Origin of the sequence: Aeromicrobium sp. 636, from assembly GCF_024433585.1 — a bacterium.
In the GTDB taxonomy this organism is placed as follows: Bacteria; Actinomycetota; Actinomycetes; order Propionibacteriales; family Nocardioidaceae; genus Aeromicrobium; species Aeromicrobium senzhongii.
The window spans coordinates 336,834-359,098 of the sequence record NZ_WNJU01000004.1 but is presented as its reverse complement, the minus strand read 5'-3'; the positions used below and the strand labels follow the sequence as shown (position 1 = coordinate 359,098).

At 71.3% G+C, this 22,265-nt stretch carries 23 protein-coding genes; 6 read left to right on the top strand and 17 right to left on the bottom strand.

The genetic code is table 11. The annotated features are described in order from the left end of the window. Positions 1-36 precede the first annotated feature (36 nt). Genes guaB through GL325_RS14595 form a run of 3 tightly spaced genes read right to left on the bottom strand, consistent with a single transcriptional unit; the run spans position 37 to position 4,196 of the window. Complete coding sequence (gene guaB, locus GL325_RS14605; protein WP_154595739.1) at positions 37-1,542, bottom strand: IMP dehydrogenase; 1,506 nt, start codon at positions 1,540-1,542, stop codon at positions 37-39. A 59-nt stretch (positions 1,543-1,601) separates the two neighbouring features. After that, entirely contained in the window at positions 1,602-3,236 is a 1,635-nt protein-coding gene (locus tag GL325_RS14600) for an FAD-dependent oxidoreductase (protein ID WP_187769986.1), read from the bottom strand. Positions 3,237-3,275: 39 nt separating this feature from the next. After that, positions 3,276-4,196, bottom strand: a complete 921-nt coding sequence (locus tag GL325_RS14595; RefSeq protein WP_187769985.1) for a diiron oxygenase — start codon at positions 4,194-4,196, stop codon at positions 3,276-3,278. Positions 4,197-4,346: 150 nt separating this feature from the next. Here GL325_RS14595 and GL325_RS14590 point away from each other — a divergent pair, with 150 nt between their 5' ends. After that, the gene (locus tag GL325_RS14590) at positions 4,347-4,640 is read left to right on the top strand and encodes a helix-turn-helix domain-containing protein (protein WP_187411742.1); all 294 of its coding nucleotides are present in this window, start codon (positions 4,347-4,349) and stop codon (positions 4,638-4,640) included. Here GL325_RS14590 and GL325_RS14585 read toward each other — a convergent pair. The 4 genes from GL325_RS14585 to GL325_RS14570 form a co-directional block, all read right to left on the bottom strand. Then, positions 4,618-4,935 carry a hypothetical protein gene (locus GL325_RS14585; protein ID WP_187769984.1) on the bottom strand — a complete coding sequence of 106 codons (318 nt, stop codon included), beginning with the start codon at positions 4,933-4,935 and terminating at the stop codon, positions 4,618-4,620. The two genes, GL325_RS14590 and GL325_RS14585, sit on opposite strands and share 23 nt — an antisense overlap. A gap of 143 nt (positions 4,936-5,078) precedes the next feature. Continuing rightward, the gene (gene groL, locus GL325_RS14580; RefSeq protein ID WP_187769983.1) at positions 5,079-6,680 is read right to left on the bottom strand and encodes a chaperonin GroEL; all 1,602 of its coding nucleotides are present in this window, start codon (positions 6,678-6,680) and stop codon (positions 5,079-5,081) included. 32 nt (positions 6,681-6,712) lie between these two features. Continuing rightward, the gene (gene groES / locus GL325_RS14575; protein ID WP_078698994.1) at positions 6,713-7,006 is read right to left on the bottom strand and encodes a co-chaperone GroES; all 294 of its coding nucleotides are present in this window, start codon (positions 7,004-7,006) and stop codon (positions 6,713-6,715) included. A 158-nt stretch (positions 7,007-7,164) separates the two neighbouring features. After that, positions 7,165-8,721 carry an ABC transporter substrate-binding protein gene (locus GL325_RS14570; RefSeq protein WP_187769982.1) on the bottom strand — a complete coding sequence of 519 codons (1,557 nt, stop codon included), beginning with the start codon at positions 8,719-8,721 and terminating at the stop codon, positions 7,165-7,167. 248 nt (positions 8,722-8,969) lie between these two features. Between GL325_RS14570 and GL325_RS14565 the strand changes: the two genes are divergently transcribed. Genes GL325_RS14565 through GL325_RS14545 form a run of 5 tightly spaced genes read left to right on the top strand, consistent with a single transcriptional unit; the run spans position 8,970 to position 13,740 of the window. Beyond that, the gene (locus GL325_RS14565) at positions 8,970-10,388 is read left to right on the top strand and encodes an NAD(P)/FAD-dependent oxidoreductase (protein ID WP_255956230.1); all 1,419 of its coding nucleotides are present in this window, start codon (positions 8,970-8,972) and stop codon (positions 10,386-10,388) included. Between the two features lie 27 nt (positions 10,389-10,415). Next, positions 10,416-11,576, top strand: a complete 1,161-nt coding sequence (locus tag GL325_RS14560) for a methyltransferase domain-containing protein (RefSeq protein ID WP_187769980.1) — start codon at positions 10,416-10,418, stop codon at positions 11,574-11,576. Between the two features lie 16 nt (positions 11,577-11,592). Beyond that, positions 11,593-12,312: a 5-oxoprolinase subunit PxpA gene (locus tag GL325_RS14555; RefSeq protein WP_187769979.1), complete on the top strand. Its 720-nt coding sequence runs from the start codon at positions 11,593-11,595 to the stop codon at positions 12,310-12,312. Position 12,313: 1 nt separating this feature from the next. Continuing rightward, positions 12,314-12,895 carry an allophanate hydrolase subunit 1 gene (locus GL325_RS14550; protein ID WP_187769978.1) on the top strand — a complete coding sequence of 194 codons (582 nt, stop codon included), beginning with the start codon at positions 12,314-12,316 and terminating at the stop codon, positions 12,893-12,895. Beyond that, positions 12,892-13,740, top strand: coding sequence for a biotin-dependent carboxyltransferase family protein (locus tag GL325_RS14545; RefSeq protein ID WP_187769977.1), 849 nt, complete (start codon positions 12,892-12,894; stop codon positions 13,738-13,740). The genes GL325_RS14550 and GL325_RS14545 overlap by 4 nt, the downstream gene beginning before the upstream one ends. 108 nt (positions 13,741-13,848) lie before the next feature. On the opposite strand, the gene tsaD is transcribed toward GL325_RS14545, so the two are convergent. From tsaD to GL325_RS14495, 10 genes are read right to left on the bottom strand one after another with little or no spacing between them, the layout of a single operon-like run. After that, a complete protein-coding gene (tsaD, locus tag GL325_RS14540) occupies positions 13,849-14,892 on the bottom strand; it encodes a tRNA (adenosine(37)-N6)-threonylcarbamoyltransferase complex transferase subunit TsaD (protein ID WP_222865836.1) in 1,044 nt (347 codons plus the stop codon). A 28-nt stretch (positions 14,893-14,920) separates the two neighbouring features. Further along, positions 14,921-15,676: a 1-acyl-sn-glycerol-3-phosphate acyltransferase gene (locus GL325_RS14535; protein WP_154595748.1), complete on the bottom strand. Its 756-nt coding sequence runs from the start codon at positions 15,674-15,676 to the stop codon at positions 14,921-14,923. A gap of 43 nt (positions 15,677-15,719) precedes the next feature. After that, positions 15,720-16,133, bottom strand: coding sequence for a DUF5709 domain-containing protein (locus GL325_RS14530; protein ID WP_154595749.1), 414 nt, complete (start codon positions 16,131-16,133; stop codon positions 15,720-15,722). 46 nt (positions 16,134-16,179) lie between these two features. Continuing rightward, positions 16,180-16,662: a DedA family protein gene (locus tag GL325_RS14525; protein WP_223111313.1), complete on the bottom strand. Its 483-nt coding sequence runs from the start codon at positions 16,660-16,662 to the stop codon at positions 16,180-16,182. Further along, the gene (locus GL325_RS14520) at positions 16,659-17,090 is read right to left on the bottom strand and encodes a GNAT family N-acetyltransferase (protein ID WP_187769976.1); all 432 of its coding nucleotides are present in this window, start codon (positions 17,088-17,090) and stop codon (positions 16,659-16,661) included. Before GL325_RS14520 ends, GL325_RS14525 begins: the two co-directional genes overlap by 4 nt. Further along, positions 17,087-17,725, bottom strand: coding sequence for a tRNA (adenosine(37)-N6)-threonylcarbamoyltransferase complex dimerization subunit type 1 TsaB (gene tsaB / locus GL325_RS14515; RefSeq protein WP_187769975.1), 639 nt, complete (start codon positions 17,723-17,725; stop codon positions 17,087-17,089). The genes GL325_RS14520 and tsaB overlap by 4 nt, the downstream gene beginning before the upstream one ends. A 55-nt stretch (positions 17,726-17,780) precedes the next feature. Next, positions 17,781-18,743 carry a tRNA (adenosine(37)-N6)-threonylcarbamoyltransferase complex ATPase subunit type 1 TsaE gene (gene tsaE, locus GL325_RS14510; RefSeq protein WP_255956229.1) on the bottom strand — a complete coding sequence of 321 codons (963 nt, stop codon included), beginning with the start codon at positions 18,741-18,743 and terminating at the stop codon, positions 17,781-17,783. A gap of 25 nt (positions 18,744-18,768) precedes the next feature. Then, positions 18,769-19,752: an alpha/beta fold hydrolase gene (locus GL325_RS14505; protein WP_154595751.1), complete on the bottom strand. Its 984-nt coding sequence runs from the start codon at positions 19,750-19,752 to the stop codon at positions 18,769-18,771. Beyond that, positions 19,749-20,852: an alanine racemase gene (alr, locus tag GL325_RS14500; RefSeq protein WP_154595752.1), complete on the bottom strand. Its 1,104-nt coding sequence runs from the start codon at positions 20,850-20,852 to the stop codon at positions 19,749-19,751. The genes GL325_RS14505 and alr overlap by 4 nt, the downstream gene beginning before the upstream one ends. Then, positions 20,849-22,264, bottom strand: a complete 1,416-nt coding sequence (locus GL325_RS14495) for an NAD(P)H-hydrate epimerase (RefSeq protein WP_187769974.1) — start codon at positions 22,262-22,264, stop codon at positions 20,849-20,851. Before GL325_RS14495 ends, alr begins: the two co-directional genes overlap by 4 nt. Position 22,265 lies beyond the last annotated feature (1 nt).

Genomic DNA, 22,265 nt, shown 5'->3' with positions numbered 1-22,265 from the left:
GCTGACAGCCTATCGGGCGCTCAAGACGCCCCGACGTCACAGGATCGTGTAGTTGGGCGCCTCGACGGTCATCTGGATGTCGTGCGGGTGGCTCTCCTTGAGTCCGGCCGTGGTGATCCGGACGAACCGGCCGCGCTCCCGCAGCTCGGGGATGGTGCGCGAGCCGACGTAGAACATCGACTGGTGCAGGCCGCCGATCAGCTGGTGGGCCACCGACGACAGCGGGCCGCGGTAGGCGACGCGCCCCTCGATGCCCTCGGGCACGATCTTCTCGTCGTTCGTGACGTCGGCCTGGAAGTAGCGGTCCTTGGAGTAGGACTTCTTGCCGCGCGAGGCCATCGCGCCGACCGAGCCCATGCCGCGGTAGGTCTTGTACTGCTTGCCCGCGACGAAGATCAGCTCGCCGGGGCTCTCCTCGCAGCCGGCCAACAGGGACCCGACCATGACGCTCTCGGCACCGGCGACGAGCGCCTTGGCGATGTCGCCGGAGTACTGCAGGCCGCCGTCGGCGATGACCGGCACACCCGCGGGCTCGGCCGCCAGGGAGGCCTCGTAGACGGCCGAGATCTGCGGCACGCCGACACCCGCGACGACGCGGGTGGTGCAGATCGAGCCCGGGCCGACGCCGACCTTGACCGCGTCCACGCCCGCGTCGACGAGCGCCTGGGCGCCGTCGCGCGTGGCGACGTTGCCACCGATGACCTGGACGTTCGCGAAAGCGGGATCGGCCTTCAGCTTGCGGACCATGTCGAGCAGGGCGCGGGCGTGACCGTGGGCGGTGTCGACCACGAGCACGTCGACGCCGGCCTCCATGAGCCGTCCGGCACGCTCGTAGGCGTCACCGAAGAAGCCGACCGCGGCACCCACCAGCAGACGCCCCTCGGCGTCCTTGCTGGCCATCGGGAACTGCTCGGACTTCACGAAGTCCTTGACCGTGATGAGTCCGGCCAGCTTGCCGTCGGCGTCGACGATCGGCAGGCGCTCGCGCTTGTGCTGGCGCAGCAGCGCGGAGGCGTCCTCACGGCTGATGCCGACCGGACCGGTGATCAGCGGCATGTGCGTCATGACGTCGTGGACGAGGGTGGTGGACCACTCGGCGACGGGCGTGAAGCGCAGGTCGCGGTTCGTGACGATGCCCAACAGGGTGTTGTCCTCGTCGACGACCGGAAGCCCCGAGACGCGGTACTCGCCGCAGCGCTCGTCGAGCTCCTCGAGGGTCGCCTTGGGCCCGATGGTGACGGGATTGGGGATCATGCCCGTCTGGGTGCGCTTGACGAGATCGACCTGGTAGGCCTGGTCGTCGATCGAGAGGTTGCGGTGCAGGATGCCGATGCCGCCCTCACGGGCCATCGCGATCGCCATCCGGGACTCGGTGACGGTGTCCATCGCGCTCGACAGCAGCGGGATCCGCAGGGAGATCTCCCGCGTCAGCCGGGTCGTCGTGTCGACCTCGCTGGGGATGACGTCCGTCTCTCCGGGGAGGAGCAGGACGTCGTCGTAGGTCAGACCAAGGGACGCGAACTTGTCGGGGATGCCCACCATGGGCCAAGTCTACTCGCGGCCGAACGGCCTTCCGACCGGCCCGGACGTGATCCGCGACGTCAGTGCACGGGCGTGACGGGGCTGACCTTCAGCATCTGGTCGACGGACTCGAACTTGACCCGCGGACGCCCCTCCCGGGCACCTCGCTTCTCCTCGGCCTTCTCGATCGCGAGCATGCGACGGCGTCCCACGACGTGGTCGACGCGCATCCGCACGAACGCTCCGAAGGCGCGCCGGGGGCGCGGCGGCGGCGCGATCCGCCCTGCGTTCGCGTCGGCGACGATCGCGGCGATCGTCTCGTGGGCGCAGGTGCGGTTGGTGCCGATCCCCCCGTTCGCGCCGCGCTTGATCCACCCCACGACGTAGGTGCCGGGCACCTGCTGCCCGCTCGCCGGATCGACGACCCGGCCCGACTCGTTCGGCACGGTCGCGGTCTCCTCGTCGAACGGCAGCCCCGGCACCGGGGTGCCCCGGTGACCGGTGGCGCGGATCAAGGTGCCGCAGGGCACCGTGACGGCCTGCTCGGACACGCCGGACGGGGCGACCTGCACGGCCTCGACCCGCTGCTCGCCCTCGACCGAGACCACCTGACGACCGAAGGCGAACACGAGCCGGCGGCGCTCGCTCGGCGGCGCCGTCAGGTCGACGTCGACCAGCGGCAGGGCGGCCAGCACCGCGGCGTTGGAGTCCGGCTCGGCCTCGGCCAGCTCGCCCTCGGTGAACTCGTCGCGCGCCACCACCACGTCGATCCCCGGCGGCATCATCAGCAGCTCGGGCCGGGTGAACGCGGCGGCCGAGGGACCACGCCGACCGAGCAGGACGACTTCGCGGACGTCGAGGTCGCGGAACGCCTTCACGGCGTGATCGGGCATGTCGGTCCGCGCCAGCACGGCGGGGTCGTGCAACAGCAGCCGCGCCAGGTCGAGGGCGACGTTGCCGTTGCCCACGACCACCACCCGGTCACCGGCGAGGACGACGCCGGTCGTGTCGATGTCGAGCGCGCCGTTGTACCAGCCGACGACGTCCGGTGCCGCGTAGACGCCGGCCAGGTCCTCACCGGGGACCCCGAGCTCGCGGTCGCGTCGCGCGCCGACGCCGTAGATGACGGCGTCGTGGTGCTGCAGCACCTCCTGGTGCGAGATGTCGCGGCCCACCTCGACGTTCATCACCATCTTCGTGCGGGGGTGCTTGTAGGCCCAGTGGAAGAGCTCGGCGAACTTCTTGGTGTCGGTGTGGTCGGGGGCCACTCCCCCGCGCACCAGCCCACCCGGCACGGGCAACCTGTCGATCATCGTGATCTTCGCGTCGGTCGAGAGCAGCAGCTCGCGGGCCGCGTAGGCCGCTGCCGGGCCGGTGCCCACGATGGCGATGGACAACGGGCGCACCAAATCCCCGCCCATCTCGTCCCACGTGTGGGTCTGCGGGCTCTCGCGCTCGGGACGCTGCTCGAAGTACGCCGCGTTCAACTGGGCGAACACCGCCTCGGAGCCACGCAGCAGGTCGATGGCCTTGGGGGCCGCGACCGGGCACGCGTCGGCACAGGCGCCGCAGTCGATGCAGACCTGCGGATCGACGTACAGGATCTCGGCCGTGCCGAAGTCGGGCTCGTCCGGCGTGGGATGGATGCAGTCCACGGGGCAGACCGAGACGCACGAGGCGTCCTTGCAGCAGGACTGGGTGATCGCGTAGGCCACGGTGGTCTCTCGAGGGGTCGGCGGTGCGTCGGCGGGCGCTCAGAGCATGTGGACGGTGCGGTAGATCCGCATCGCCGACGGCGTCAGCAGGCCGACCTCGGAGAGGAAGTCCATGAGGTGGACACAGCTCATCCGCATGAGGTTCTGGTGGTGGGTGTTGGCCTTGACGGCCGCCTTGGCCTCCTCGGGATCGAGGCCGACGTTGGCGTAGACGTCGTCGTTGACCAGCGAGTCGACGATGATGGCCGCCACGATCGCGATGGCCAGTGCGGCCAGGTGCCGGCGCGGCTTGGAGATGCCGGAGAGGTGCTCGCGGATCTCCAGGCGCGCGAACTTCATGTGGCGCGCCTCCTCGACCACGTGGATCTTGCTGCTCGTGCGCACCTCCTCGAGCACGTTCTCGCCGCGCATCCAATCGCGCTGCATGACGTCGAGGACCTCCTCGGCGACCAGGATCGCCGCGTAGGACATCTCGCCGTTGGCGGTGGTGCGGAAGACGCGGGCCAGCTCGTGGAAGAGGCGGCGCGGACGGTAGTGCGGGACGCCCATCTTGCTGCAGGTCTTGCTGAACATCAGCGAGTGGCGGCACTCGTCGGCGATCTCGGTGAGGGCGAAGCGGAACTCCGGGTCGCCGTAGTCGGCCGAGTACTGCGAGCGCAGGACCATCGACTGCAGCATCGTCTCGAACCAGATGCCGGTGCTCATGATGGAGCCGACCTCGTGACGGGTGAGGTCGATCCGCTGCTGCTCGCTCATCCGGTCCCACAGCGCCGTGCCGTAGAGCGTCGACCACTCGGGGTTGAGCCCGTACTTGGTCGGATCGAGGGGCTTGGCCCAGTCGATCTCCTGATCGGGGTCGTACGACAGGACGGCGGCCGACTCGAGCAGACGCTCGAGCTCGGTGTCCATGTCGATGGACTGGCGGAACTCGACGGCGGCGCGATCGTCGGTGACGGTCATGGCGGTCTCCTCGGTCATCGGATGTGACATTGTGAATGTAACATAGGATGTGAGGCGCGTCACGGGGTTTCCCGCGGGCTGGACAGCAGGCAGGTCACGACCTACTGCATTGGGCTGTACTCGTGCCCCATTGGGCCCATGATGTTGTGCATGCCCAAGCGCACCCCTTCCGACCGGACGGCCGAAGTCGCAGGAGCATTCGCGGCCTGGCTGCGCCGGCGCCGCGAGGAGCTCTCGATGACGCAGGAGGAGCTGGCGCACCAGTCCGGCCTGAGTCGCAACCAGATCCAGAACCTCGAGAACAACCGCAACAACAACTCCGTCGGACGATCGTCGGCCAACCCGAGCCTGGACACGATCCTCGCCCTGGAGGCCGCCCTCGGCCTGGAACTGGGCGACCTCATGGTGCAGGTGCGCGAGTTCATGGAGTCCGGCAAGCGCTGACCCCGTCGCCGCCGGCGGACCCGTCGCGGCGGTGCCATTCGGCGAGGACCTGCTCGAACAGGTCGGCCGCGTCGCGCAGGGCCGCGGCGAAGGCCCGCCCCTGGTCCGGCGACCTCGCGTAGGACTCGGCCGCATAGGCGAGCTCGGGGCGATCGGCGGGCAGAGCGCCCAGCAGGATCACGACCCACGCCCCGCCGGGCACGGGGAACGTTCGGGCGTGCTGTTCGTCCTCTGCCGTCGCTCCGGTGCGGTGATCGGTGCACCACCACGGGCAGGTGGTCACTGGCGTTGTCATGGGAGACGTCCTATCAACGGGAGCGGACACCGGGTCGGGACCTAGGTTATTGGGCTCGTCCCGCGCTGTCCTCCCCCGTCTCACCCAGGGGACGACGAAGGCCCCGGGCAGCGCCCGGGGCCTTCGTCGTGCAGAGCAGTCGATCAGTGATTGTGACCGGCGTGCTCGTCGCCCTCATCGGCCGGCTTGTCCACCACGAGAGTCTCGGTGGTGAGCAGCATGGCCGCGATCGAGGCGGCGTTCGCCAGAGCCGAACGCGTGACCTTGACCGGGTCGAGGATGCCCTGCGCGAGCAGGTCACCGTACTCGTCGGTCGCGGCGTTGTAGCCCTCGCCCGACTCGCGCACCTTCGACACCACGACCTCGCCGGAGACGCCGCCGTTGCGGGCGATCCACTCCAGCGGGGCGTCGGCACCCTTGCGGACGATACGCACGCCCAGGGCCTCGTCGCCGGTCAGGTCCAGGTCCTTGTCCAGCACGGCGACCGCGTGGACCAGCGCCGAGCCACCGCCGGGGACGATGCCCTCCTCGATGGCCGCGCGGGTCGCCGAGACGGCGTCCTCGATGCGGTGCTTCTTCTCCTTGAGCTCGACCTCGGTGGCCGCGCCGACGCGGATGACGCAGACGCCACCGGCCAGCTTGGCGAGGCGCTCCTGGAGCTTCTCGCGATCCCACTCGGAGTCGGTCTGCTCGAACTCGGCCTTGATCTGGGCCACGCGGCCCTCGACCTCGGCCTGGTCGCCGCCGCCGTCGATGATCGTCGTGTCGTCCTTGGTGACGACGACGCGACGGGCGGTGCCCAGCACCTCGAGGCCGACCTGGTCGAGCTTGAGGCCGACGTCGGTGGTGACGACGGTCGCGCCGGTCAGGGTCGCGATGTCCTGCAGCATCGCCTTGCGGCGATCACCGAAGGCCGGAGCCTTGACCGCGACGGACGTGAACGTGCCGCGGATCTTGTTCACCACGATCGTGGACAGGGCCTCGCCCTCGATGTCCTCGGCGATGATGAACAGGCTCTTGCCCGACTGGACGACCTTCTCCAGCAGCGGCAGGAGGTCGGCCACGGCCGAGATCTTGCCCTGGTTGACGAGGATGTAGGGATCGTCGAGGACGGCCTCCATGCGCTCGGTGTCGGTCACCATGTACGGGGACAGGTAGCCCTTGTCGAACTGCATGCCCTCGGTGAACTCGAGGTCGGTGCCCATGGTGTTGGACTCCTCGACGGTGATGACACCGTCCTTGCCGACCTTGTCGAAGGCCTCGGCGATGAGCTCGCCGATCACCGAGTCACGGCTCGAGACCGTGGCGACGGCGGCCATGTCGGCCACCGAGTCGATCACGCGAGCACGCTCGTGCAGCTCGGCGGTGACGGCCTCGACGGCCTTCTCGATGCCCTTCTTCAGGCCGACCGGGTTCGCGCCGGCCGCGACGTGGCGCAGGCCCTCGTGGACCATGGCCTGGGCCAGGACCGTGGCGGTCGTGGTGCCGTCACCGGCGACGTCGTTCGTCTTGGTGGCGACTTCCTTGGCCAGCTGCGCGCCGAGGTTCTCGAACGGGTCGTCCAGCTCGATCTCACGCGCGACGGACACGCCGTCGTTCGTGATCGTGGGGGCGCCCCACTTCTTGTCGAGGACGACGTAACGGCCCTTGGGGCCGAGGGTCACCTTGACGGTGTCGGCAAGCTTGTCGACACCACGTTCGAGGGCGCGGCGTGCGCCCTCGTCGAATTCCAGAATCTTGGGCATGAGTGCTCCCTGAAGAGGTTGGGCGGGTGGACTCAGGCGATGACGGCGAGGACGTCACGGGCGTTGAGGATGAGGAACTCCTCGCCGCCGTGCTTGACCTCGGTGCCGCCGTACTTGCTGAAGAGGACCTTGTCGCCGACGGCAACGTCGACGGGGATGCGCTCGCCGCTGTCGCTGACGCGACCGGGGCCCACGGCCACGACCTCGCCCTCCTGCGGCTTCTCCTTGGCGGTGTCGGGGATGACGAGACCCGACGCGGTGGTCTGCTCGGCCTCTCCGGCCTTGATGACGATGCGATCTTCGAGCGGCTTGATGGTGACCGACACTGGTCGACCTCCCCTTTCGGATGAGTAACGTTCGGGTTGGCACTCACCCGGGGGGAGTGCCAGACCTCAGCGTAGCACCGGCTGGCACTCACCCCAACGGAGTGCCAAGCACCCGGAGCGCGACGGGGGCCGGGCCTCGGCCCGGCCCCCCGCCGGTCTCAGCCCTTGGCCCGGATCGTGCGCAGGTTGAGCACCCGGTATCCGGCGTCGAACTCGAGGTCCTTGCTGAAGTAGTCCGCCGTCGACCACAACAGCGGAACGACGTCGTGGCGCTTCAGCAGGGACTCCTCGGCCTCCGACCACGTGGCGCAGCGCTGGTCGCCGTCCTCACCGGCCACGCGCTCGACCAGGGCGTCGTACTGCTCGTTCTTGATGCGCCCGTAGTTGTACGAGCCACCTTCACCGAGGTTCGAGCTGGTCTTGGTCACCATCGGGAACGGACTGCGTGCCTCCGAGATCATCGGGAAGACCACGAGGTCCCACGGCTCCCGCTCCTCGTAGACGATGGCGACCAACTGCGCCAGGCTGCCGTTCTTGACCTCGACGTCGATGCCGATGTCGCGCAGCGCCTCGGCGAGGTACTCCGGACCGGAGTTCTGCGACTCCATGCCGACGACGATCACCGACAGCGTCTTGCCGCCGGGACCATAGCCGGCGTCAGCCAGAGCAGCCTTGGCCGCGGCGGCGTCGAACGGCAGCGTGTGCTGCTCGTTCGTCTCGTCGTAGCACTCCATCGTCGGCGAGAGCATCGTCCTGATCGGGTCGGCGACACCGAACGATGCGGCCTTCGCATAGCCCTCGGCGTCGACCGCCTGCGCGATGATGCGCCGCACCTGCGGATCGGCGCCGGGGCGACCCGGGCGCTGGTTGAACATGAGCGACTCGGTGCCGTTGGCCCGGCCCTTGATCGGCTCGTGCTCCTTCGTCAGTCGCGCGGCGTCCCTGCCGACGATCGAGACGATGTCCGCCGCGTCGGTCTCGAAGAGGTTGGCACGCGTGGAGTCGGCGGTCACGATCTTCATCGTGATGCGCTCCGGCAGCGAGGCGTCCTCCTCGACCGCCGGGGAGTCCCACCGCTCGAGGACGTAGGAGTCGCCGCGAGTGCTGGACGCCAACCGGTACGGCCCCGAGCCCGCCGGCACCGTCGCGAGCTTCTCGGTGTCCGCCAGACCGGACGGGCAGACGATGAAGGCACTGCGCAGACCGTCGAGCATGTCGATGTGCGGGCCCTTGAGCTCGATGGCCAGCGTGTGGGCCTCGTCATCGGCCACGACCGACTTCACGCCCGCCGCGCCGAACATGCGGCCCGTCAGGACCGAGCCCGTCGAGGGGTCGGCGAGGCGCTCGATCGACGCCGCGACGTCCGAGGGCTTCAGCGGCGATCCGTCGCTGCAGGTCAGGTTCTCCTTGATGACGAACTCGGCGCGCGTGGGCGTGTTCTTCCAGCTCGACGCGATCGCCGGGACGTACTCCCCGGACTTCAGGTCGATGCGGATCAACGTGTCGTAGAGCGCCTCGTAGACCTGGCTCGCGCCGTTCTCATAGGCGCTCAGGGCCGGGTCGAAGGTGTCGACGTCGTTCCGTACGGCGAGGGTGATGTCCTTCGGGGCCTCGCCGGCGGCGACGTCCGTCGTGTCTCCACCGCCGCTGCACGCCGTCAGGGTGACGGCGGCGAGCGCCGCCGCCAGTGCCGACGAAATGGTCTTCTGGTGCACGGCATGTCCTTCGGTCGTGTGATCTGGGTCTCACCGCATTCTGGGGGCCGTTCCCGATTTAGTCAAACATGAATTCAACTTTGATTTAGCCCCGACAGAGGCACGCCGCGCCGAGGGTCCACGCAGCACCCCGGCCGACCGACGACCCGCCCCCACTACGATGGATGGCCCCTGGTGCCGGTCCATCGACGCGGCACCGGACCATGCGGCGCCGCCCCCGGGTCGCGCGCCCCTGAACCCGGGCCTGCGTGGCCGGAGAGGAAGACTTGACCCAGAGCGTTGCGATCATCGGAGCAGGACCCAGCGGGATGGCCCAACTGAGGGCCTTCGAATCGGCGGCGCGAGCCGGCGCCGAGATCCCCGAAATCGTCTGTTACGAGAAGCAAGCCGACTGGGGCGGGCAGTGGAACTACACCTGGCGGACCGGCCTGGACGAGCACGGCGAGCCGGTCCACTCGAGCATGTATCGCCACCTGTGGTCGAACGGCCCGAAGGAGGCCCTCGAGTTCGCCGAGTACACCTTCGACGATCACTTCGGCCGGCCGATCTCGTCGTACCCGCCTCGCGAGGTGCTCTGGGACTACATCAACGGCCGCGCCGAGAACAGCGGAGTGAAGAAGTACGTCCAATTCTCCACCGTCGTGCGCTGGGTCGACTTCGATCCGCAGACCGAGCGGTTCACCGTCACCGTCGAGGACCTCGAGACCGGCACGACGTCCGCGCGGGAGTTCGACCACGTCGTCGTGGGCTCGGGTCACTTCAGCACCCCGAACACGCCGTACTTCACCGGCATCGAGACGTTCCCCGGTCGCCTCTGCCACGCGCACGACTTCCGCGGCGCCGAAGGGCTCGCCGGCCAGGACGTCCTGCTGATCGGCGCCAGCTACTCGGCCGAGGACATCGGCGTGCAGTCGTTCAAGATGGGCGCCCGGTCCGTCACCTTCAGCTATCGCACCGCGCCGATGGGGTTCGACTGGCCCGAGGGCATGGAGGAGCTGCCGCTCGTCGAGCGGTTCGACGGCTCGGTCGTGCACTTCTCCAACGGTGAGACGCGGCGCTTCGACGCCGTCGTGCTGTGCACCGGCTACCTGCACCACTACCCGTTCCTGCCGTCGGACCTCGCCCTGGACTCGCCGAACTGCCTGTACCCGGACCACCTGTACCGCGGCGTGGTCTCCGAGGCGAACGACCGGCTGTTCTACCTCGGCGCCCAGGACCAGTGGTTCACGTTCAACATGTTCGACGCGCAGGCCTGGTACGTCCGCGACGTGATCATGGGCCGGATCGCCCTGCCCGATGCTGCCGAGCAGCGGCGCGACATCGACGCGTGGCGCGAGCGCTTCGCGTCCCTGCAGACCGCCGGCGACGAGATCCGGTTCCAGGCCGACTACATCCGCGACCTGATCGACCTGACGGACTACCCCGCGTTCGACCTGGACCGCGTGGTCGAGATCTTCCTCGCGTGGAAGGCGGACAAGCAGGAGGACGTCCTCACCTACCGGGACAAGGTCTACCCCTCCGTCCTCACCGGCACGATGGCCTCGGTCCACCACACTCCGTGGCTGCAGGAGCTGGACGACAGCCTCGAGCGCTACCTGTCCGATCCCGTCGACGACGAGGTCGCCACGTTGGTCACCGAGGAGGAGGACCGGGCCGCGACGACCTGAGGGCCGGACGCGGGGACAATGTGACCCATGGACCTGGCGACCTTCGAGTCACTGCTCGACGACGAGGGCCAGATCCTCTTGGGGCACATCGCCGAGCACTCGGGCTCCGAGTCCGATCTGGCGCTCGGCACCCGGCTGCGTCGTGACCACCCTGCGGAGCTGGTCGCCGCCGCCATGTCGCAGCACGCACTGCGGCGGCGAGCGACGGCGAAGTTCGGCGAGGATGCCGCGCGGATGTACTTCACGCCGGACGCCCTCGAGCAGTCCACCCGTTCTCCCGTCGCCGCGCACCGGGCCGCCCGCCTGGTCGAGCTCGGCGGCACGCGCGTCGTCGATCTCGGGTGCGGGATCGGTGGCGACCTCATCGCTCTGGCGCGCGCCGGGCTTGCGGTCCGCGGCATCGAGCAGGACCCCGTCCGCGCCCGGATCGCCCGGGCGAACCTCGCGGCACTGGACCTCGACGGGACCGTCGAGGTGGGCGATGCCACCACGACGACGCTCGAGCCCGACGAGGTGGCATTCGTCGATCCGGCCCGCCGCGACGGCACGGGTCGCACGTTCCGGCTGGACGCGCTCGTCCCGTCGTGGGACTTCGTGACCGGTCTGCTGCGCGGACGCGCCGTCGCCAAGGTGATGCCCGGCATCGCCCACGACGCGGTGCCACCCGGCGTGCAGGCCGAGTGGGTGTCCGACGGCGGCGATCTGGTCGAGGCCTGCCTGTGGGGCGAGGGCTTCGGTCCCGGCCCCGCACGCCGGGCCACGATGCTGCCGTCGGGGGCGACGATGGTCGACCGCGGCACCGTCGCCGCCACCGGTCCCGTGTTGTCCCATCTGGTCGAGCCGGACGACGCCGTCATCCGCGCGGGGCTCGTCGCCGAACTGGCGGACGACCTCGGCGGACACCTGCTCGATCCGCACATCGCGTGGGTCACGACGGACTCCCCCGAGGCCGAGCCGTACGGCCGCGCGTTCCGGGTCGAGGCGGAGCTGCCCTTCCGCGAGAAGCAGTTGCGGACGGCCCTGCGCGAGCGCGACATCGGGACGCTCACCGTCAAGAAGCGCGGCGTCGACATCGTCCCCGAGCGGCTCATCGCGCGACTGAAGCTCACGGGGTCGCGGTCCGCCACGGTCGTGCTGACCCGCGTCGCCGGCGAGGGTCGCGCCTTCCTGGTCGAGCGGTGTCGCTGACCGGTAGCGTCGGGCCATGCCCGCCAGCGTCGACCTCAACGTGGACCTGGGCGAGTCGGCCGAGCGATGGGCCTCCGGCGAGGACCGCCGACTGCTCGCCCTCGTCACCAGTGCCAACGTCTGCTGCGGCGCGTACGCCGGCGACGACGACCTGATCGCGTCCACCTGCAGCGCGGCCGTCGAGCACGGCGTCGCCATCGGCGCCCAGGTCGGTTACCCGGACCGCGAGGGCTTCGGCCGGCGCGACATGGACCTCGCCCCGCGGGATCTGGCCGAGGAGGTGCGTCGACAGATCGACCACCTCCGGGCGCTGGCCGCCCCGTTCGGCGGCGTCGTCAGCTACGTCAAGCCCCATGGCGCGCTCTACCACCGGATCAGTCACGACCCGGCCCAGGCCGCGGCGGTCGTGGAGGCCCTCCTGGGCGATGCCCTGCCACTGCCCCTGGTCGGGATGCCGGGCTCGCTGGCGCTCCAGTTGGCACGGGAGGCCGGTGTCGCGACCGTGCACGAGGGATTCGCCGACCGCGCCTACGCCGGTGACGGCTCGCTCGTCCCGCGCAGCGAGGCCGGCGCCGTCCTCACCGACCCCGACGCCGCCGCACAGCAGGCGCTGTCCCTCGTGGACGCCGTCGACTCGGTCTGCGTCCACAGCGACAGCCCTGGCGCTGAGCTGCTGCTCGGCCGCGTCCGCGACCTCATGGCCCACCACGCCGTCCACGTCCGGGCGTTCGGCTGACGTGCGCGTCCTGCCCTGCGGCGAGGCCGCCGTCCTGCTCGACTGCGAGGACGCCGAGGAGGCCCGCCGCTGGCACGCGGCCCTGCGCGAACACGCCCCCGCGCTCGGAGCGCGCACGGTCCTGCTCCGAGGGCGGCCCGACGAGCTGCGTGCTCTGGTCGCGTCGACGGAGGTGTCCGACCTCGAGGTCGTCCGAGGGCGCGAGATGGAGGTCGAGGTCGTCTACGACGGGCCCGACCTCGCGGACGTCGGCCGCCACTGCGGCCTGGCCGTCGACGAGGTCGTCCGCCGGCACACCGGATCGCCCTGGACCGTCGGGTTCGCCGGCTTCGCGCCGGGATTCGCCTATCTGACCGGCGGTGACCCCCGGCTCGAGGTGCCACGCCTCGACCAGCCGCGGCCGCGGGTCGACGCGGGCTCCGTCGCACTGGCCGGGCCGTTCAGCGGCATCTATCCCCGCTCCTCCCCCGGCGGCTGGCAGCTCATCGGCCGGACGGACGCGCCGCTGTGGGACCTCGGCCGTGACGATCCGGCCCTGCTGCGTCCCGGTGACCTCGTGCGATTCGTGGCGGTCGACCGATGAGCCTGCGCGTGCTGGAGCCGGGGCCGCTGACGCTGGTGCAGGACCGGGGGCGCCCCGGGCTGGCCGACCTGGGCGTCGGCCCGTCGGGGGCCTTCGACCAGCGCGCTCTCCACGCGGCCAACCGCCTGGTGGGCAACCCGGAGGGCTGTGCCGTGCTCGAGGCCGTCGGCGGTGGCCTGGCCGTCGTCGCCACCGCACCCCACGTCGTCGCCGTGACCGGTGCCGTGGGGCCCGTGTCCGTCGACGGGCGGCCCGTCGCCTCCGGTCGCGTGCTCTCGCTGCGCCGTGGCGACGTCCTGCGGCTGGGTGCACCCACCGTCGGGATGCGCTGGACCGTCGGCGTCGGCGGGGGCTTCGTGCCCGAGCCCGTGCTGGGCAGCCGCTCCTTCGACACGATGGCCGCGCTGGGTCCGGCGCCGCTGTCACCGGGTGACGAGCTGGTCGTCGGCCCACCCCATGGCGCGGTCTCGCTGGAGAGCGTGCCCGCCTACCTCGCCGCCGCGGACGTCGGCGTCGGCGTGGTCCTCGGCCCGCGCGACGACTGGTTCACCCCCGCGGCGATCACCACCCTGCTGTCCTGCCCGTGGCGGGTCGACCCGGTCTCGGATCGCATCGGCGTCCGGCTCGAGGGTCCTCTGCTCGAGCGTGCCCGCCTTGGTGAACTCGAGAGCGAGCCCGTCGTGCGCGGCAGCATCCAGGTGACCAGCTCGGGCCGCCCCGTGGTGCTGGGGCCGGACCACCCCGTGACGGGCGGCTACCCCGTCATCGGCGTCGTCGTCGACACCGATGCCCTGGCCCAGGTGCGCCCCGGCGACCTCGTGCGGTTCCACCGCCGCCGACCCTGACCGCCCGCCCTCCTCCCGAGATTTGCTCTCTTTTCGACGTTTCAACGGGCCTGAAACGTCGGAAGGGGAGCAAATCTCGGGGCCGGGGGGCGAGGATTCGCCAGCGGGTCAGGCGACGATGCGGGTGACCGGCAGGCTCGAGTCGACCGGCAGGTCCAGCGGCGAGGGCGCGATGCCGCGGCGGACGACCTCAGCGCCGAGCGCAGCGACCATGGCGCCGTTGTCGGTGCACAGCGACGGCGGGGGGATGCGGACCTCGACACCGGCCTTCGCGGCCCGCTCCAGCACGAAGTGGCGCAGCCGGCCGTTGGCCGCGACGCCGCCGCCCATGATCAGGCGCGGCACGTCGTGGTCGACGCACGCCTTGATCGCCTTGCGGCTGAGGACATCGCAGACCGCGTCCTGGAACGAGGCGGCCACGTCGGCGACGGCGACCGGGCGGCCCATCCGCTGCTCGTGCTGCACGTGGCGCGCCACGGCGCTCTTGAGACCGGAGAACGAGAAGTCCCACCGGTAACGGTCGAGGTCACGGCCGGTGGTGAGGCCGCGCGGGAAGGCGATCGCCTTGGGGTCGCCGTCGCGGGCGACCCGGTCGATCTCGGGTCCCCCGGGGTACGGCAGGCCCAGCAGGCGCGCGACCTTGTCGAAGGCTTCGCCGGCGGCATCGTCGATCGTGCCGCCCAGCAAGGTGATGTCGGTGGCGATGTCGTTGACCAGCAGCAGCTCGGTGTGACCGCCGCTGACCAGCAGCGCGATGGCCGGCTCGGTGTACCGGCCGTGCTCGAGCTGGTCGACCGCGACGTGCGCGGCCAGGTGATTGACGCCGTAGAGGGGCTTGTCGTGGGCCAGCGCGAGGGCCTTGGCGGCGGCGACGCCCACCAGCAGTGCGCCGGTCAGCCCCGGGCCGCTCGTGACGGCGATCGCGTCGACGTCGCGGACGTCGACCCCGGCCTGCTCGTAGGCCTGCTCGAGCGTGGGCACCATCGCCTCGAGATGGGCGCGGCTGGCGACCTCGGGCACGACGCCACCGAAGCGCACGTGCTCCTCCACGCTCGAGGCGACCGCGTGGGCCAGCAGGGTGGTGCCCCGCACGATGCCCACGCCGGTCTCGTCACAGGAGGACTCGATGCCCAGCACCAGCGGCTCACTCACCCGCCCATTCTCTCAGGCGGGCGAAGACTCAACTGCGCTGGGCGCGCTTGGCCTCGCGAGCCGCCTTCTCCTCGAGATCGAGGCGGCGGGCCTCCTCGGGCGTCGGGGCGGTGCCGCCGTACCGGGCCGGAGCCCACCACTGACCCTCGGGCGAGATCGGGTACTCGCGGATGGCCTTGTCGAGCAGGGCGGCCAGCGCCGCGTGCAACTGCTCGGTCTCGGCGACGGGATCCTCGCCCGTGACCGGGATCGGCGCACCGACGTGGAGCGCGACGGTCTTGCCGCGACCCCACAGGTCGGCCTCGTGGTCCTTGGTCTTGAGCAGCTGGGTGCCCCACACGACCATCGGGATCAGGGGGACCCCGGCCTCGGCGGCCGCACGGACGGCGCCGGTCTTGATCTCCTTGACCTCCATCGAGCGGCTGATGGTCGCCTCGGGGAAGATCCCGACGATCTCACCGGCGCGGGCGTAGTCGGCCGCCGCGTGCAGCGAGCCCTCGCCCTGCGCGCGATCGACGGGGATGTGGTGCATCGAGCGCATCAGCGGGCCGGAGACCTTGTGGTCGAAGGCCTCCTTCTTCGCCATGAAGCGCACGAGGCGCCCCGAGGGCACCGCCGCCAGCCCGTTGAAGATGAAGTCGACGTAGCTGACGTGGTTGGAGGCCAGGATGGCTCCGCCCTCGCGCGGGATGTGCTCGGTGCCGGAGGTCTGGAACTTCATTCCCAGCACGCGGAACAGCGTCTTGGCCGTGCCGATGACCGGCGGATACGTCAGGTCGCGCATGCCAGAACCCTAGTGCACGCGCGTTCACCCGGCCGGGGTCTCGTCACTCGTCCTCGACGACGTGGACGGCAGCCTCCTCGGCGCTCGCAGCGGCACCGTCGATGCCGACGTCCTCACCGACGAGCTCGGCCACCCGGTCCTCGCCGATGCCGCCGTCGGGGTCCACCAGACGGCCGGAGCGGGCTCCGCCGACCTCGCCGTCGTCGAGGTTCTCCTCGCTCCACTCGGCATCGGGATCGACGTCGGGCACCTCCTGCGAGAGCCGCAGGTCGAAGGACTCCCCCTCGAGCTGTTCTTCGACCGTCGTGCCGAAACCCTCGCCGGGGGACCAGCGCTCGGGCGGGCTGATGCCCTCGTCCAACGGATCGAACGGCTCACGGTTCATGAGCGTGTCGTCGTTCTGCTGCTGGGTCGGGTACTGGGCAGGTGCCGGGGCAGGATTACGCGGATCACTCATACCTCCACCATGCCATGGCGTTAAAGGGCTCGCAGCGGGCTCGAGGTCAGTCCCGGAAGCGCTCCGCCGCGGGTGTCGAGTGCCGTATCGACCGGCGCAGGAGCACGACGAGGACGACCGCCACGACCAGGACGAGGAGCCATGAGGCACGCTCGGCACCCCCGGTGAAGACCGCCAGGAAGGCACTCATGCCGATCGTCGACCAGATCGTCGCCCAGATCACGGCGCCGGGCACCAGGCCCGTCAGATAGCGGGGAAACGTCATCTTGGCCAGGCCCGCGCCGAGGTTGACGGCGGTCTGGGCGCCCACCGTGAAGAAGCTCACGGTGACGGCCGGCGGACCCCAGCGCTCGACCTGCGCCATCGCCAGGCGCACGCGGGGCCCCGGGCGACGATCGCGCAGGAGGCCGGCCGCGACGGCCCGGCCGATCCCGTAGGTGCCGCCCGCGCGCAGCAGGACGATCACGAAGAAGGCGAGCCACGCCCAGGCCCACGGCCACGAGCGGATGGACTCCATCACGTCACTCATGACAGCCGCAGCTCCATCAGCACGGCGTCGGCCCCGGACCGGTAGTAGGCGCGACGGCGGCCGATCTCGTCGTACCCCGCACCGCGGTACATCGCCAGGGCCGCCTCGTTGTCGTCGGCGACCTCGAGCAGCAACCGCTCGGCGCCGCGCGCCCGCGCCGTGTCCTGGACCGCGGCGAGCAGCCGCGAGCCCACGCCCTCACGGCGCGAGCCCAGGCCGACCGCGATCCGCATCAGCTCGGCGTCGGGGGCGAAGAGTCGCAGCGAGGCATAGCCGCGAACCCCGAACTCGTCGACCAGTGCCAGCACGATCCGGTCCGCGACGAGCTCGTCGCGGACCTGGGCGGCCGTCCAGGCGTCGGGACCGAAGCTGGCCTTCTCGATCGACTCGAGGGTGTCCAGGTCGCGGAGGCCGGCCGCGCGGATCATACGAGCTTGGGGGCGACCTGGGGTGTCGCGTCGGGTCGGCGCAGGTACAGCGGCTCCAGCGGCAGCTGGACCGCTCCCCCGCCGGCGACCAGGGTGGCCAGCGCGGCGGCGGACGGGTCCAGCGGCGCGTCCTCGAACCAGTCCAGACGATCGGCGTACAGCTGTCCACCGCGGCCGACGACCGGGAGCCCCAGGGCGGCGACGGTCTCGGCGAAGTCGACCTCGGGTCCGGCGACCCGGACCCCCTCGGCCGTGAAGCGCCCCCAGTAGACCTCCTTGCGCCGCGCATCCGTGGCCACGACGAATTCGGAGTCGAACAGCGAGGCGGCCTCGGCGGCGAGGATGTCGAGCGAGCACACGCCGTGGGTCGTGAGGCCCAGCGTCTGGCCGAGCGTCAGCGCCGTGACGACGCCGACGCGCAGGCCGGTGAACGGACCCGGGCCCACTCCGACGGCGACGTCGGTCAGGTCGGCGGCGGTCGCACCGGCTCGCTGGAGCGCCTCGCTGATCGCGGGGGCCAGCAGCTCTCCGTGGGCCATGGTCCCCTCGCCCGTCGCCTCGGCGACGACGGAGGAGCCGTCATGAACGGCGACGGAGATCGCCGGGGTGGCGGTGTCGAACGCGAGCAGCAGCACGACACCAGCGTAGTTGCGGGCCGAACGGGGACCACGCCAGGCACCGGCCGCAGCGTCAGCCCAGCAGCGTGCTGCGCAGCGGGACTTCCAGCCAGCGCCGGCCGCGCGGACGGATCGTCACGACGCGCATCTCGTCGGACTCGACGCCCGACGCCGTGCCCAGGGGATCGCCGGGGCCGGCGAGCCGCGTCTCGATGGCGACGGACAGCCAGCTGTCCGAGAGCTGCTCGGCCATGCCGGCACCCCACTCGACGACCGTGACCGACTCGTCGGTCGTGGCGTCCAGGTCGATGTCGTCGATCTCGGCGGCACTGCCCAGCCGGTAGGCGTCGACGTGCACCAGCGCCGGTCCACCGACCTCGCTGGGATGGGTCCGCGCGATGACGAACGTCGGCGACGTGACCGGGCCGCGCACGCCCAGCGCCTCGCCGAGGCCCTGGGTGAAGGTCGTCTTGCCCGCGCCGAGATCGCCGGTCAGGACGAGCAGGTCACCGGCACGCAGGAGCGTCGCCACCCGCGCCGCGAGGTCGCGCATCGCATCGGCGTCGGGCACCTCGCGCGCCAGCCACAGCGTCTTGCCCATCTCGATCGTGCGACCGTCCTGGCGCACCGGCAGGTAGTGCCGGTGGCTCCAGAAGCGGATGTTGTCGGGCAGCTCCTCGCGGACGTGCAGCCAGATGCCGTCCATCTCCCCCTCCTCGGCGACGTCCTCGGCGACACCGACCATCACCGAGGCCACACCCCGGTCGCGTCCGAGGGGATCGACGCTGACGCGCTTGAGGCCGAGCATCCCCGGCCGGCTCCGGTCGAACAAGATCGCGCCCATGGGCAGCCCGCGGCGCGTGGCCAGCAGCCCACCGTCGCGTTCGAGCGTCGCGGCCACGGTCTCGAGCGTCTCGTCCCCCGCCGTGGCGGGCGGGTCGAGCGCCGGCCGCGTCGCGAAGGCGCGGTGGATGACCTGGAGCACCTCCGCCGCCCGATCGGCCCCGACCAGCTCGACGTCCAGCTCGGTGCTCACCGCTGCTCCTCCATGTCCGCGCTGCTCATGCGATGTCCTTGAGGACGCGCTCGATCGCCTCCGTCACCTGCTCGCACTCCTCGAGCATCACCATGTGCCCCGCGTCGTTGACGGGAACGAGCTCGGCACCGGCGATGTGCCGGGCCAGCCAGCGACTGTGGCTCAGCGGCGTCATGACGTCCTTCGTGCCGCACACCACCGACGTGCGGCACTGCGAGATCGCGTCCAGCCCGGCCCCGAGGTCGAGCTCGACGAAGTTGTCGTAGAAGTTCAGGATCACGGTGGTGGGGGCGCGCAGGATCATCTCGTCGGCCATGTCGACCCGGGCCGCTTGCGCGTGCGGGCCGAAGGCCCACCGCCGGATGATGGCGTAGCTGTTGAACTCGCGGCCCCAGTCCAACAGCGGGGTGGCGGCCTTGATCATGGGCACGACGAAGCGCAGCGCCGGACTGCGGCGCATGAGCTTGCCCGCGCTGGTGCTGACCAGCACCACCCCGGCGACGCGGTCCTCGAACAGCTCGGGAGCCAGTTGGGCCAGCTGCATGACCGCCATGCCGCCCATCGAGTGGCCGACCAGCACGACCGGCCCCTCGGGGGCGTGGGCGTCGATCACCCGGTGGAGGTCGTCGGCCATGTCGTGCAGCGACGAGTTCCGGGGCCCGCTGCGGCCGGACCGGCCGTGCGAGCGCAACTCCATGAAGACCAGCCGGGCGTGGCCGCGCAGGGCCAGTCGCTGGAAGTGCCACGTGTCGAGGTCGCACATCCACCCGTGCACGAACACGATCGTCGGCCCGGGCCCTTCGTCGATCTCGACGTGGATGGGGACGTCGTCGGAGGCCGAGACGTAGTAGGAGTCGCCCCGGACCGTGCCGAACTCGACGTCGTCACCGCGCGACAGCCGTCGTTGGTGGGTCTTGCGGTTCTTCAACACCGTCGCGGCGGCACCCGCGACGCCCGCCGCCGCGAAGGCACCCGCGGTGGCGGCGACCCGTCCTGCGACCGACGTCATCGTTCTCCTCGGTAGGTGCGGGACCAGCGTCCGGCCAGCCGCGTCACGATCTCGTAGGCGATCGTCCCCGCGGCGTCCGCCCAGTCCTGAGCGGTCGGCTCGCCGTCGTCTCCGGGCCCGAACACCGTGACCGGATCACCGATCCGGGCGGGTCGGTCGCCCAGGTCGACGACCAACTGGTCCATGCAGATCGTCCCACGGACGGGTGCACGCTTCCCGTCGAACCCCACCTCGGCCCGGTTCGAGGCCGTGCGGTGGATGCCCTCGCCGTATCCGACCGGGACGAGCCCCAGGGTCGTCTCGCGGTCGGCGGTCCAGCGCCAGCCGTACGACACGGAGGCACCCGCCGGGACCCGCTTGACGTTCGCCAGGACCGTGCGCGCCGTCAGCACGGGACGGACCTCGGGCACGTGGACGGCCGGGTCCGGGTCGATGCCGTAGGAGGCGATGCCCATCCGGACGAGGTCGAAGTGCGACGACGGCCGGGTGACCGCCGCCGCCGAGTTGGCCAGGTGCCGCACGCCCGGATCGACGCCGGCGGACGCCAGCTGGTCGACGGCCGCGCGGAAGACCGACTCCTGGTGGTCGTTCGACGGGTTGTCGGGGTCGTCGGCGCTGGCGAAGTGGGACCAGATGCCCGACACCTCGATGCTGCCGGCCTCCTGGAGCCGGGCCGCGGCCGCGACGAGCTCGTCCCACTGGGGTCCGAACGCCCCATTGCGCGACAGGCCGGTGTCGACCTTCAGCTGGACGCGGGGCCGGTCGCCGGCGGCGGCGATCGCCTGCAACTGGTCGACCCCCGAGGCGGTGACCTCGACATCCGCGGCGACCAGCTCGGCGAACGGCGCCCCGGGCACCGCCAACCAGCACAGCAGCGGGCCGCGGTCGCCGGCCGCACGCAGCTCCAGTGCCTCCGCCGGGGTGGCGACGCCCAGCCAGTCGGCCCCGCCCTGACGCGCCGCGCGCGCCATCGGCACCATGCCGTGGCCGTAGGCGTTGGCCTTGACGACCGCCATCTGCAGCGCGTCGGGGGCGTACGCCCGCAGCGCCGCGAGGTTCGCGCGGTACTGGTCGAGGTCGACGAGGAGGTCGGCGTTCATGTCAGGTCTCCGGTTCGGTGGTCCTGGCCGGGTCCGGCACAGAACTGCTGCAACAGCCGCGGCATCGCGCGGGCGACGTCCGAGGCGACGAACGGGCCGCCCAGCCGCTCGGCCGCGAGCCCGTGCACGAGCGCGGCGATGGATCCGGCGTCGAAGGCATCGAGGCCCCGGGCCAACAGCGATCCGGCAAAGCCGGCCAGGACGTCGCCGGCCCCGGCGGTGCCCAGCCAGGGCGTGCCCGAGGTGTTGACCCTCACCCTGCCGTCGGCGGACACGACGAGCGTGCGCGGCCCCTTGAGCAGGACGGTCGCGGACCAGCGCTCGGCGGCGCGCCGGGCGTGCGTGAGCGGGTCGGCCTCGACGTCGTCGCGGTCGCTGCCCAGCATCGCCGCCAGCTCGCCGGCATGGGGCGTCAGCAGGGCGTCGGTGGCGAAGGTGTCGGGCAGGTGTCCGAGCGCAGTGGCGTCGACGACGACCGGGACCCCGTCGGCCAGCGCGGCCGCCAGCGGCTCGGGCGAGTCCTGCCCGCCCGGTCCGACCACCCAGGCCTGGACACGGCCGTCGGCGGCCACGACCTCGGGAGCCCGGTCCACGACGCGGCGCGACAGCTCCGGCTCGCCGACGAAGCGGACCATCCCCGCCGGGCCCGCCTGGGCCCCGGCGACGCACAGGTGCGCGGCACCGGCGTACTGCGGCGAGCCGGCGCGGATGCCCAGCACCCCGCGGCTGTACTTGTGATCGGCCGCTCCCGGGACGATCTGCTCGCGGAACCGTGCCCCGTCGGCCAGCTGGAGGGACTCCAGCGCCGGCTCCCTCGACAGGTCCAGGCCGATGTCGGCGACGTCGACCCGTCCCGCGAGCGCTGCGGCGGGACCGAGCAGCAGCCCGTACTTGGCGGTCCCGAACGTGACGGTGTGGTCCGCGCGCACGGCCGGTCCGTCGAGGCGCCCGTCGTCGACGCCGATCCCCGACGGCACGTCGACGGCGACGACCACGGGCCGCTCACGCTCGATCCAGGCCGCCCAGTGCGCGGCCGCGCCCTCGAGCCCGGGGCGGGCGCCGATGCCGAACAGGGCGTCCACCACGACGCGATGGCCGTCCGGCCGGTCGACGACCCGTGCGCCGGCAGCGGTGGCCGCGGCCAGTCCTGCGGTGTGAACCTTCGACGCGTCGAGCAGGCACAGGTTCACCCGGCGGCCGCGCTCGAGGAGGTGGGCGGCCGCGAAGAGCGCGTCTCCACCGTTGTTTCCCGGGCCGACCAGCACCACCGCGGTCTCCTCGGCGGGCACCAGCGCGAGCAGGCGCTCGGCCAGCACACCGGCGGCGCGCTGCATGAGCCCGTCCCAGCCCTGCTGGTCGGCTGCGACCTCCTCCGCTGCGCGGATCTGCGCAACGGTGTGGGCGGTCAGCATC